Origin of the sequence: Fibrobacter sp. UBA2449, from assembly GCF_002342555.1 — a bacterium.
Classification (GTDB): Bacteria; Fibrobacterota; Fibrobacteria; order Fibrobacterales; family Fibrobacteraceae; genus Fibrobacter.
The window spans coordinates 47,452-59,728 of the sequence record NZ_DDQF01000020.1; the positions used below are offsets into that span (position 1 = coordinate 47,452).

Annotated in this window: 8 protein-coding genes; 6 read left to right on the forward strand and 2 right to left on the reverse strand. The window is 54.5% G+C overall.

The features are described 5' to 3' along the window. The first annotated feature begins 337 nt into the window (after positions 1-337). The 6 genes from B4B27_RS13040 (at position 338) to B4B27_RS13065 (ending at position 10,720) form a co-directional block, all read left to right on the forward strand. Positions 338-2,971, forward strand: a complete 2,634-nt coding sequence (locus B4B27_RS13040; RefSeq protein WP_290727080.1) for a T9SS type A sorting domain-containing protein — start codon at positions 338-340, stop codon at positions 2,969-2,971. After that, the gene (locus tag B4B27_RS13045) at positions 2,971-4,848 is read left to right on the forward strand and encodes a GDSL-type esterase/lipase family protein (protein WP_290727081.1); all 1,878 of its coding nucleotides are present in this window, start codon (positions 2,971-2,973) and stop codon (positions 4,846-4,848) included. Before B4B27_RS13040 ends, B4B27_RS13045 begins: the two co-directional genes overlap by 1 nt. Before the next feature lie 2 nt (positions 4,849-4,850). Next, positions 4,851-6,599, forward strand: a complete 1,749-nt coding sequence (locus B4B27_RS13050; RefSeq protein WP_290727082.1) for a GDSL-type esterase/lipase family protein — start codon at positions 4,851-4,853, stop codon at positions 6,597-6,599. Positions 6,600-6,717: 118 nt separating this feature from the next. Further along, the gene (locus B4B27_RS13055) at positions 6,718-7,650 is read left to right on the forward strand and encodes a TIGR02147 family protein (RefSeq protein WP_290727083.1); all 933 of its coding nucleotides are present in this window, start codon (positions 6,718-6,720) and stop codon (positions 7,648-7,650) included. Next, a complete protein-coding gene (locus B4B27_RS13060; RefSeq protein WP_290727085.1) occupies positions 7,640-9,340 on the forward strand; it encodes a right-handed parallel beta-helix repeat-containing protein in 1,701 nt (566 codons plus the stop codon). The genes B4B27_RS13055 and B4B27_RS13060 overlap by 11 nt, the downstream gene beginning before the upstream one ends. Before the next feature lie 42 nt (positions 9,341-9,382). Next, positions 9,383-10,720, forward strand: a complete 1,338-nt coding sequence (locus B4B27_RS13065) for a carboxylesterase family protein (protein ID WP_290727087.1) — start codon at positions 9,383-9,385, stop codon at positions 10,718-10,720. An 11-nt stretch (positions 10,721-10,731) separates the two neighbouring features. Here B4B27_RS13065 and B4B27_RS13070 read toward each other — a convergent pair whose 3' ends face one another. After that, positions 10,732-11,808, reverse strand: a complete 1,077-nt coding sequence (locus tag B4B27_RS13070; RefSeq protein ID WP_290727089.1) for a TIGR04133 family radical SAM/SPASM protein — start codon at positions 11,806-11,808, stop codon at positions 10,732-10,734. Between the two features lie 42 nt (positions 11,809-11,850). Next, positions 11,851-12,234, reverse strand: a complete 384-nt coding sequence (locus B4B27_RS13075; protein WP_290727091.1) for a hypothetical protein — start codon at positions 12,232-12,234, stop codon at positions 11,851-11,853. Positions 12,235-12,277: the final 43 nt, after the last annotated feature.

Here is a 12,277-nt window from a genome sequence, read left to right on the forward strand (position 1 = left end):
GTTTTTTTTTGTTTTTGGGCAAAAATGGGTCTACAGTTGTGTCTACAGTTATTACAAAATGTAGACTTTTAATTTTATTACTTTTCTTAAAAATAAGAAAATTTAAAAAATTTACAAAAAATTGTAGACTTTTTATTTTTGAATGAACTATATTTAGGAAAGGGAAGACGGCGCGTTGTCCGTGGGCAACGGATTCGTGCGCCCGGAAGCCTGTTTGTGATGCGTTTTGTATAGTTTATGTGTATGGGTACTTTGCTTTATTTTGTTTAGAATATATATTAGGAATGGTGGAATGTGGTGTCCGGGCTGTTCCGTCTCTTAAAACTTGGAGAAAAGTATGGTGATTGGTTTCAGAACTACGGCCTTGTTTGCTTGTGCGGCAACTGTTTTCGGGCTTGCACAACCTTCTTTCGCGGCTCAGCGCCAGATGGAAAATCTTTCGCGCGGCCTTGCGGTCACGAACACGGGCAAGGGTATGCTCGTGAGCTGGCGTCTCTTGGGTACAGATGACCCCGCGACGGAATTCAACCTCTACCGCGATGGCGAGAAGGTGGCCTCTATCGGGAAGACCGGTGGCACGAACTACCTGGACGCCGCCGGCAAGACAACTTCCAAGTACACGGTTGCTGCCGTGGTGAACGGCAAGGAAGGCGCCAAGCAGGCTGTTTCCGTGGTGCTCGACAAGACGGTTTCGAACAGCGGGAAGGGCTTCCCGTACAAGACTATCAAGCTGGAAGTCCCTGCAAGCCAGAAGATGCCCGATGGCGAAACCTGCACTTACGTTCCGAACGACATGAGCGCTGCCGACCTCGATGGCGACGGCGAATACGAACTTATCTTGAAGTGGGACCCGAGCAATGCCCACGACAATTCCCAGACGGGCTACACGGGCACGGTGTTCATCGATGCCTACAAGCTCGACGGTACGCGCCTGTGGCGAATCGACCTCGGCAAGAATATTCGCGCGGGTGCTCACTACACGCAGTTCCAAGTGTTTGACTACGATGGCGACGGCAAGGCCGAAATGATTGTGAAGACTGCCGACGGTACCATTGACGGTACGGGCAAGGCGATTGGCGACAAGTCGAAGGATTACCGCAGCTCTGCGGGAACAATCCTCGATGGTCCCGAATACCTGACTGTTTTCCGCGGTGTTGACGGTGCGGCGATTACGACGGTTACGTACGAACCGAGTCGCAATATCTTGAGCCATTCTTCGCCCCAGGCTAAGGGCAAGTGGGGCGACAACTACGGCAACCGCTGCGAACGCTACCTGGCGGCAACGGGCTACCTGGATGGCGTGCATCCGAGCGCTATTTTCGCTCGCGGCTATTATAGCTCTGCCTACGTGGCTGCCTACGATTTCGATGGAAAGGACTTGAAGCTGCGTTGGCTCCACAAATCCGAAGACCCGGACAAGGGGCTTTACGGCGAAGGAAACCACAGCCTCCAGGCGGCTGACCTCGATGGCGACGGTTACGATGAAGTGTTCTTCGGTGCTGCGGCCCTGAACCATGACGGCACGCTGCGTTACCGCACGGGACTTGGCCATGGCGACGCCCACCACATCGGTGACCTGGATCCGGACCGTCCGGGCCTTGAATCCTGGGACGTGCACGAACACAAGGATGCCAAGTACACCGATGAACTCCGTGCAAACGATGGCACGATTATCTGGGGGACGGCTCAGCCGAATCCTGGCGTAGACAACGGTCGTGGTATGGCTGCCGACGTGGATTCTACCCATCGCGGTTACGAGATGTGGTCTGCGAAGGGCGGTGGAATGTTTACCGTAAAGCACGAGAAAATCGGCACGCCTTCTGTTTCTCAAAACTTCCGCATCTACTTTGACGGCGACCTGCAGGATGAACTCCTGGATGGCGCCTACGTGACCAAATTCAATTCTAAGGATATCAAGTCCGAAGTCTATTTTGACGGGCCTGCCGCTCTCGGTGCTACGGGTTGCAATGGCACCAAGAATACGCCGAGCCTCGTGGCAGATCTCTTCGGCGACTGGCGCGAAGAACTGGTGGTGCGTAGCGAAAAGGATCCGACCACGATATACATTGTCTCGACTCCGGTGACGTCTCCGTACCGTCTTTACACGCTGATGCACGATGCTACTTACCGCACTGCTGTCGCTTCCGAAAATACGGCCTACAACCAGCCGCCTCATCCGGGATACTTCTTGCCCGATATGGCGAAGTCGCTCAAGCAACCGAGCATCTTCGTGGTGGGCGAGGACCCGGCACCTGCCGACACGACTCCGGTGGTGAACAACGGAAAGTCCGAACTGGATGCCTCTACCCCGAAGGATGGCAAGGGCTGGACGGAAACGACCAACGAGGGCTTCCTCAAGAACGGCTATTATAACTTTGACAATGCGCTTTCGAGCTACGGTACCTGGGAAATCTTCTCGAAGACCGAGGCGAAGACTACGCTTACGGTGCGCTTCACGAACGGTGGGAGTACTTCCCGCAATATGTCGGTTACCGTGAACGGCGCTTCTGCCGGTACGATTAGCTTCCCCTCGACAGATGCCTCCTGGACGACCTATTCCGAGGCGAAGATTGACGTGAAGATTGCCGCTGGCGTGAACACGATTACGTTTACCTCGATGACGAGTGACGGCGGCCCGAACTTTGACATGTTCACCTTCGGTATCGACGGCGTGGAACTTTACGACGGTACGCAGAAGCTTGACGATACCACGATGGTTGCATCGGTCGTCCCGTTCAAGGGCGGGGTTTCCTTCAACCCTTCGACGGGCGTGCTCTTTACCCCGAAGGCTGGCTTTGCCGAGGTCTACCTTTACGACGTGTCGGGCAATATGCGCCTGGCCGTGACGACAAGTGTTTTCGCTGGCGCGAACGGTATCTCGCTGAATAGCGAACTGCTCCCGAAGGGCTTGTATGTGGTGAAGGTGAAACTTGACGGCAAGCTTGTCGCCGCAACGAGGATGGTGAAGTAATGGGTGCTTTCTCTAAAATCTGGCAGGGTGCCGTAATCGCCTCGATGCTTGCTGCTCCCGCGGTGCTCGCGAAAGTGACCATCTACATGTGTGGCGACTCCACCATGCAGGATTGGAACGAGGGCTACTATCCCAAGCAGGGGCAGGGCCAGGATTTCCATTTCTGGTTCGACCCGACCAAGGCGGCGGTGGTGAACCGTGGTCAGGGCGGTATGTCGCTCGGTGGCGGCGGCAAGGACAAGAAGGGCAATACCGCTGTTGGCTATTACGACATGTTCTTCAAGAAGGGCTGTTCTGCCGGTAACTGCATTGCCGAAAAGCTTCAGGCGGGCGATTACGTCGTAATCCAGTTCGGAATCAATGACGTGAACTACAGTACCGAGGATTTCTTCGCTTCCAACATGAAGAAGATGGTGAGCGATGTCCGCGCGAAGGGTGCATACCCGATTATCATGAGCCCGATTCGCCGCCTGTATTACGATTCCCCGACGCAGATTCATAACAGCTACCGCGGTTATCCGGCGCTCAACAAGAGCCTCGCCGAAGAACTCAACGTGCCGTTTATCGACATGAGCGAGATGGTCGCGAACTACATGATTTCGGTGGGCGAGCAGTATGCGGCTCAGTTCATCTTCAACTATGCGACCAAGGCAGAATACAGCAACCTGGGCAGTGACCAGACGGACCAGGTGCACTTGCAGATGAACGGTGCGAACGCCTTCGGGCGTATCATTACCGAACAGATGCGTGCGCATACGGACCCGATTGTGAAAAAGCTCGGCGACTACATGGCGCCCATGTACCAGGTGGATGTCAAGGTGAGCCCCGAAGGTGCTGCCGATGCGACGTCCCTCGGTGCGTATTACCCGCAGGGAATGACCGTGATGCTCAAGACCATGCCGAAGAGTGGCAAGAAATTCCTCGGCTGGTACGACGGCAACGGCAACAAGGTGGGGGCACCGAGCCGCTCGAATGTGAAGTCTCCCTACATCCATACGTTCGTGATGGGCTCTGCCGCAACGCAATATACTGCGGTTTATGAGGGCGGTACGGCGCAGAAGTATACCGGTGACGGCAAGGCGTTGACGGCTTTCCCGACGACGACTCCGAAGAGCCTTGCCGATGTGACGTTCGTTCCGTTTACTCCGATTGAAGGCACCGAGCAGATTGATGTCGAGGTCGACAAGAACATCAAGAAGTTCTTCGATGCCTATAGCCCCGATACGGGCATCGGCTACAAGGAAAACAACTGGACCGGCTTTATGGGCGATGGCTTCTTCAATCTCGAAAACTCGCAGACGTCTTTCGCTTCTTACAAGGTCAAGTTTCCGGCGGCGGGTTACGTGACTCTTGCCGTGCGCTACGCCAATGGTGGAAATACGGACCGCATGTTCAATGCCTATTTGGACCACGACTACCTCGTGAGTGCGCCGCCTACGGGTGCCTGGGACAAGTGGGATACGGCCTACGTGGTGATGGATGCCCCGCAGGGTGAAACGGAACTCAAGATTATGTCGCTTACGAGTGACGGCGCGCCGAACATTGATGCCTTCGGTTTCAGCCTTGCAGGCGTGTGCCGCGTGAGCGAGGGCTGCCCCGAAGTTCAGGATTCGACTAAGGATACGACTGATACGTCGATGACGGTTCTGCGCGGCGTGGCCGCAAATGCGGGAGTGCAACTCCGTGGCAGCATGCTCTCTCTGGTGCGTGATGCCGACGTGAGCGTGTTTGACATGCGTGGCCGCCTGGTAATGCGCAAGACCGCTTCTGCGGGCGAAATGAATTTGTCCGAAACTGTGCGCACGGCGGGGCTTTACCGCGTCGTTGTCCGCTCGGGTAGCGAAAAGTTTGTCGCCACGTGGGCGAAGGTGAGGTAGATATGAAGGGAGTGTTTAAATTCCTCATCGCCGCTGCCGTGTTTGCGGGTGTTGCCGTGAGCGATTCTACGAGCTTTAAGGTCCACGTGATTGGCGACTCTACGGTCTGTAACTACAAGGACAATGCCTACCCGCAAACGGGCTGGGGGCAGATCCTGGGTAGTTTCTTTGACGGTTCCCGCGTTCAGGTGGTGAACTACGCTATCGGCGGTCGCAGTTCAAAGACGTTCGTGCAGGAAGGCCGCCTGGACGAGGTCAAGGCCAAACTGCAGAAGGGCGATATCATGATGGTCCAGTTCGGGCATAATGACCGCTATTTTGGAAGTAAGCCTCGTGAGGTTCCCTTTGATTCGCTTGGCTATTGGCTACAGCAATATGCCGATGTGGCTAAAGGTGCGGGCGTTACCCTGGTGTACGTGACCCCGATGAACATGAACATGGGAGCGAATGGCCGCAATGTGTTTACTGAATACAACGTTGTCGGCAAGATGGAAGAACTCGCCAAGAAAAACGGCGCCGTCTACGTGAACCTAAATGCAAAATCCTACAATGCTTATAGCAAGAGCTGGGACCCGGCGTATGTTTCCCGCTACCAGTTCAAGATGTTCCTGAAGGGAGAGTACCCGAATTATCCGGATGGTGTCACCAACGACGGAACGACGCATTTCCAGGAATCGGGCTCTATTGCTCATTGCCAGTGGATTGCCGAGGAACTTGAAAGTGCCCTGAAAAATGAATCGTACATTTCTGCTGAAAACAAGGCGAACCTGACGCAGCTCGTGTCCTCCCTCAAGCCGCGTTTCGCATTTACGGTCAAGGCGAATGTTTCGAACAGCAAGGGACTCATTACGCATAACCAGCAACTCCCCGGCGGCGCTCCGCTTACTTTGCATGTAAGCCCAGGTAGCTTTGGCAAGAAGTTCGTTGGCTGGTACGATGACGACTGCAATAAGCTTTCTGCCGATTCGAACTACTACGGGAAAAAGACCCTCTACCGAGCTGCGACCTATACGGCTGTCTTTGACGGAGGGCCCGCCTGCCAGCCGACTTCGCACGGCGAAGAAAATTCTCTCGATAGCCCGACCTCTTCCAGCTCCGCTGGGCCTGAATCGTCGAGTTCGTTTGACCCGAAAATTTGTTTTGACGGTGTTGCCGACGAAGCCTGGCCTTCTCCGATTGACATGGCTAACCCCGAAGTGGGTGATGGCTGGACCGAGGCGAACCACGAAGGCTATACGGGCCTGGGCTTCTTCAACTTTGACAATTCGGCCTACAGCACGGCTACTTACAATGTGACTTCGGACCAGTCCGCATCGAACGCCCGCGTGATGATCCGCTATTCGTTCCAAGGAAATACGGATCGCGATATGAAGCTGACTGTCGATAATGGTGAGTACGATGTGACATTCAAGTCTACTGGAAGCTGGGACAAGTGGGATACCGCTTACGTCGAGGACGTGTGGGTGGATGCGCTTGACTTTAAGGTGAAACTTGCCTCTGTCTCGGCAGATGGTGGACCGAATATCGACATGATTGCTTTCGACATCAAGGGCGTGTACCGCACGGGGTGCAAGCCGGCGAAGGTGAAGGGCGATGTAGAATCGTCTTCGAGTGGAACGGATGCGATTGTGAAACGTCCGACGGATGTTCCTGCGGTTCGCGATGGCCGTCGCTTCAATGCCCTCGGTCGCATGGTCCCCGGCGAAAAGACGCATTCGAAACTCCCGAAGGGACGCTACTTCTCCAGATAGTTTTTTGGGGTGATTTATTCCGCGATGGTGTGGGGTAAATCACGTCAGGGAATTTTTTTTGAAGTGTAGACTTTTTAAATATTCGAAATGTAGACGCTTTTGTTATATTTAAGGTGAAATGATCAATCTATTTGAGTATTTGAATTATCGCGAGTTTTTGCGCGATGCCTACGAGGAACGCCATGCGGGTGACTGGCGCTTTAGCCACCGCTATATTGCAGAGCGTGCCGGTTTCGATGCGTCGATGTTCAACAAGATTTTGCAGGGCAAGCGCAATTTGACCGCACGCCTCGTTTCTGTTTTTGCCGATATCTTCTGCTCCGATGCGCGAGAGAAATCTTATTTTGCCGACATGGTCGCCTTCAACCAGGCGAAAAACCATTCCGAAAGCAGGCAATACCTCGAAAAGCTTGTCGCCACCAAGGAATGCAAGGTGGAGAACGTGGCGAAAGACCAGTTCGAATACTTTGATCACTGGTACCACGCTGTAGTCCGCGAACTTGTGACTTTTTACCCCTATGTGGGCGACGATGCTGCGCTTGGTCTCATGGTGCGTCCGCCGATTACGGGCTCTCAGGTGCGTTCTTCCATCGCGCTTCTCGAACGCCTCTCGATGATTAAGAAGAATCCGGAGACCGGGTTCTACGAACAGACGCAGGGTCTGATTTCGAGCGGCTCGGAATCTTACAGCACGGCGGTGAATTCGTATATTCAGCAGAACCTGAACGTGGCGCAAGATGCGATGGACCGCTTTGGCCGTGGCGAGCGCAATCTTTCGACGCTGGCTTTTGCTTGCGACGAGTCGACATATAGCGAACTGGTAGAAATGGTCCGTCGCTTCCGTCGCGAAGTCTTGGCGAAGGTTGGCCAGTGCGAAAAGCCGAATCGGGTCTTCCAGCTCGGGATGCAGCTGTTCCCGCTTTCGGACCCGTATCCGCCTCCCAAGCGCAGGGGTCGCAAGCGCCGTATAGCGGGGCTCGATGCTGCTGCGGGTGAAAATGCTACTGGTGTCGAGAAAGATGGTGATGTGGAGGGTTCGGATGAGGCTTAGTTTATCTAAAGTTTGCAAAGCGCTCTCGGCCGGACTCTCGGCCTTGCTGGGCGCGGGTCTGGTTTCGGCCTGTAGCAACGACGGGAAGGTTGCGGGCGGAACCGAGGCGGAATCTACATTCGCCCTGCAGGTGCAGCTTGCCGACGGGTCTCCTGCCCCTAAAGCGCGAATCCGCATGCTCCCCGGCGATTTCCTGAGCGATGGCGAAATTTCTGCCGAGTGGATGGAATCCGATGCGGACGGCTTCGTGGAAATGGCTGCGGAACCGGGGGCCTACGCGGTTGAAGTCAGGAACGTGCGCGATTCCAGGGCTTCGGGCGCTGTGCTCAAATTTACGCTCGATTCGAACGATTCCAGAATCGATACGGTCCGGCTCGGAGAACTTTCGAGTATCGAAGGCTTCGTTTTCCTTGGCTCGGAAGCTCCTGTGATTCGCGTGGTGGGTCTCGACCGCTTCGTTGTTCCCGACAGCAGTGGACACTTTGTCATCGACTCGCTTCCGGCGGGAATTTTCGACATCCATGTAGCCGATGCTGCCGAAAAGAATTCGGCTACGCTCAGTTTCGTGCCGGGCGATACTTTGTATGTAGATTGCACGGATCCCGAATCCGAAATAAAGGTGTTCAAGAACCGTGAGCCGGTAGCGAGCAAGTATCCCGGGAAGGACTGGAGCGAACACGATGCGCTGCTTGCCCAGATGGAGGGCTATGCTGTCGGTACTCTGGGTGCTGCGGGCATTACCGATACCCTGGGGAACATCTCTAGGGCGGAAGGCGAAATCTGCATCGTCACCACGACGGACGATTACCTGATTGTCGAGGACACGACGGATGTCGATTCTGCGGGCAATGCGAAGACTTCTGCCGTAATCGCTCCGGGTTCTCTCCGTGACTGTGCCTATCGCGAAGGCCCCACGTGGATTCTTTTCGAGAAGAGCGGTACATACAACTTGCAGTCTCCGCTCCGCCTCAAGAACGACAAGACCTTTGATGGCCGCGGGCGCGACGTGCGCTTTGCTGGCATGGGAATCCTTACCGAAACATCGAGCAACCTGATTTTCGAAAACATCACGTTTACGGCTCCCGCGATAACCGTGCTCGATACCAGCTCGCGCAGGGCTCTTTCGATACACAACCGCTCGCATCACGTGTGGGTGGACCACTGCACCTTCGAGGAATACCCGCTGGTGGAACTCGACGTGAAGCGCGGCTCGCACAACGTGACTATCTCCTGGTCGCGCTTCGAAAATGCGCAGACGGGCGTGCTCTTTGGACTTTCGGGCGATATCATCAAGGATACCGCACAGAGCCTGACAGTGCATCACAGTTACTTTGCGGGCCTGAGCAGGGATGGTGTTCTCTCGCATGGCGGTGTGCTCCATGCCTACAGCAACTTCTTCGATGGTGTCGAGTTGTCTGGCGTGGTCTGTTCTGATTCTGCACGCTGCCTTGTCGAATCCAACGTTTTCAATAACGAAATGGCCGTGACGCTTTACCGCTGGTATAACGAGGACGGCTCTCCGGTAGATTCGACGGTCGGCTTTGTCGCGATGAAGGATAACCTGTTCACGGCGGGCGGCAAGCCCGTCGATGGTGATGCTCTCGGCTACAAGCCCGATTACGATTACAACGTCGATTTCGCCGATGCGGATAATGCATGGATTATCCGGACCGATAGCGGCGCCCAATAATTTGTTATAATTGCGCATAGGACGCACAAAAAAGGATTTGCCATGAAAAAGGGAATTCTAGCTTTTCTTGCGCTTGCTTTTGCATTTTCCGTTTCGTATGCGGGAGAACGCTACAAGGACCGCATGTTCGATGTCTCGGTCGAGAAGGATGTCGTCTACGCATCCGATGTCCCGCACCTCAACAAGGCGACTTCCATCACGCGCTTGATGATCGCGATGAAGGGTGCCGAAAGTGCGATTTATCTTTACGAAAATGAAACGGATATGGCTCCTGTCGAATTGCACATGGACGTCTATTCTCCCAAGGACGATTCCGGGAACAAGCGGGCCGCTGTCCTTGTGATGCATGGCGGAGCTTTTGCGGCGGGAAACAAGGCCGATATGGACCAGCAGTCTGTCACCTATTGCGATTCGCTTGCGGCTCGCGGCTTTGTGGCTATTTCGGTGCAGTATCGCCTGGGCATTGCCACGAAAATCGAAAACAAGGTCCTTTCCATCGACAGTCTCGATTTTTCGAGGTCGGTCTATCGCGGAATCCAGGACGTGCGTGCGGCGGTGCGCTATGTGCGTTCCAATGCCGATAAACTTGGAATCGACAAGGACCGCATCTATCTCCTGGGCAACAGCGCGGGGGCAATTTTGGCCCTTGAAAATATCTACATGGACAAGGATTCCGAAATTCCGCCTGTTGCGCATGAAGTTCCCGACCTGGGGGGCCTTAATCCTTTTGGCGTGGCGGGTGAGGAATCCGAGGCGAACGCCGTTGTTGCTTTGTGGGGCGCTGTCCATGACCCCTCTATCATCGGGAATACCGAAACCCCCGTGTTGCTCGTTCACGGTACCGCCGATAGCACGGTGCTTTTCAAGACGGGGCGGCCGCTAAGGAATATCGCCGCGACTTTGGGTGTGAACATGGTGCAGATGTCGCTGGCCGGAATAGATTCCTTTGAAATTCAGACTCCTACCTTGTATGGAAGCTTTGTTATCGATTCCGTTCTCAAGGCAAAGAAAGTTGATCACGAGACATACTTTGTCGACGACATGCCGCACGAATTTTACGACGAGGACGACTACGATACGAAAGTGAAAGAAAAAGTGTTCGGCTTTCTTTATGGACTCACGCAGAAGCCTTCGACGGTGCGCGTGGTTGGAGTGTTGGCTTCGCAGGTGTCGAAGCTCCGTATGGGCGAGGGCAACCGCAGTTTCGTATACACGGGTTCCCGCAACGTCCAGTATGCGGTCACGGATTTGCGAGGCCGCATCGTGATGGACGGCTTTGCTTCGGCTGGCGAGGTGGTTGATTTGAACCGCCTCGACCGAGGCGTGTACGTGCTCCGCGTGAAGGGCGAACGTCCGCTGCGCTTCGGCCTCGTTAAGTAAATCTGATGGGGCTATGCCCCGGCGGCTTCCAAGCGTTTTACATGGCAGTAGGCCAATTCTTTAGTCTTCTCATCTCTAAGGTGTAGGCTGGAGCCTTCGCAGTAGCGCCAGTACTTGCATTTTTTGCAGTCGCCAATTTTTGCCCAGCTGCGGTCGCGCATTACCTGGTAGCGGTTCTGCCACACGTCCCAGAGGTCGTCCTTGTAGATGTTGCCCTGGATGTAGTCGCCGCGGAGGCTTGGGCAGGCAGAAATGCTGCCGTCGCAAAGCACCGAAGAAACGTTCACGCCGGCACGGCAGAAGAACGGGTAGTTGCGGGCGTCCTTCTCGTAGCTGCCGAGGAACCCTTCGCAGCCGTAGTTCACGTTGATGACGTTCATCTTCTTCACTTCGCGGATAAAATCGAACACCTGGCGGAATTCCTGGTTCGTGAGCTGGAACAGCGGATTGTCCTTCGCGCGGCCCTTCGGGAACACTGTCGCGATACGCCAACGCTTCACGCCGATTTTCAGGAGGATGTCGAGAATCTTCGGGAGTTCCTTCAAGTTCTGGCGGTTCACGCAGGTCATCACGTCGAAAGTGAGGCCTTGCGTGTGAGCGGCCATGTCGATAGCTCGGAGTGCGTTATTGAAACTCGTGGGGGCTCCGCGGAAATGGTTGTGGCTTTCCTTGAGGCCATCCAGGCTAATCGTGAGCGAGCGCAGCCCTGCATTCAGCAGCTTGGTGTAGCGTTCGGGGGTCATCGCAAGGCCGTTGCTGACCATTCCCCAGGGGTAGCCGCGCTTCTTGATTTCCTGGCCGCATTCTTCGAGATCCTGGCGCATCAAGGGTTCGCCGCCGGTAATCACCACGATAAAGTGCTTCGGGTCGATGTGCGGGGCGAGTTTATCCAGCACACCCATGAAGTCTTTGCGGGGCATATCCGGGATGGCGTCCTTCACGCAGTCACTACCGCAGTGCAGGCAGTGCAGGTTGCAGCGCAGCGTGCATTCCCAGAAAAAGTACGTGAGCGGGTGCGCCTTGATTTCGTTGTGGCGGTAAAGGCGATATGCTTCGAGTGCGAGTTTCTTTTTAAGAGAGAGTTGCATAAAAAGTGTGGAGTGTGAAATGAGGAGTGTGTAATGTGAAATTTAATGGATGCGCTCACTTTCGACGTAGTATTTTGACTTGAATTCGTCTTCGCTATAGAGCGTCTTTTTATCCTTTTCGTCGTGACAGTCGAAAGTTTTCGTTTCGTCGTCGGTCGATTGGAAACAGGTGACGTCGTCTTCACAATAGTACGTGTCTGTGCACGCCGGATACGACATGGTGCAATTCTCGAAGTTCCCGGCAATCGCATCTTCCTCGTTTTCGCAATCGTAGAAAATACCATATTTGGGGCATATCTGATCAAAATCGCAGGCAATAAGCTTGTTGCCCGCTGAAGGGCTATCGCTGGAGGAATCATCACTGCAGCCGCTCCAGAGCATGGAGCAGAGGCTCAATAGAATTTTTTTCCAATGCTTTTTTATCATATTTTTCGACTTTCGTCTATAGGCTCATAGAGCCGTTCTTTCG

What these genes read in the sequence shown, in the direction of transcription:
- B4B27_RS13040 (WP_290727080.1), top strand. Translation starts at nt 338, where the DNA reads ATGGTGATTGGTTTCAGAACTACGGCCTTGTTTGCTTGTGCGGCAACT.
- B4B27_RS13045 (WP_290727081.1), top strand. Translation starts at nt 2,971, where the DNA reads ATGGGTGCTTTCTCTAAAATCTGGCAGGGTGCCGTAATCGCCTCGATG.
- B4B27_RS13050 (WP_290727082.1), top strand. Translation starts at nt 4,851, where the DNA reads ATGAAGGGAGTGTTTAAATTCCTCATCGCCGCTGCCGTGTTTGCGGGT.
- B4B27_RS13055 (WP_290727083.1), top strand. Translation starts at nt 6,718, where the DNA reads ATGATCAATCTATTTGAGTATTTGAATTATCGCGAGTTTTTGCGCGAT.
- B4B27_RS13060 (WP_290727085.1), top strand. Translation starts at nt 7,640, where the DNA reads ATGAGGCTTAGTTTATCTAAAGTTTGCAAAGCGCTCTCGGCCGGACTC.
- B4B27_RS13065 (WP_290727087.1), top strand. Translation starts at nt 9,383, where the DNA reads ATGAAAAAGGGAATTCTAGCTTTTCTTGCGCTTGCTTTTGCATTTTCC.
- B4B27_RS13070 (WP_290727089.1), bottom strand. Translation starts at nt 11,808, where the DNA reads ATGCAACTCTCTCTTAAAAAGAAACTCGCACTCGAAGCATATCGCCTT.
- B4B27_RS13075 (WP_290727091.1), bottom strand. Translation starts at nt 12,234, where the DNA reads ATGATAAAAAAGCATTGGAAAAAAATTCTATTGAGCCTCTGCTCCATG.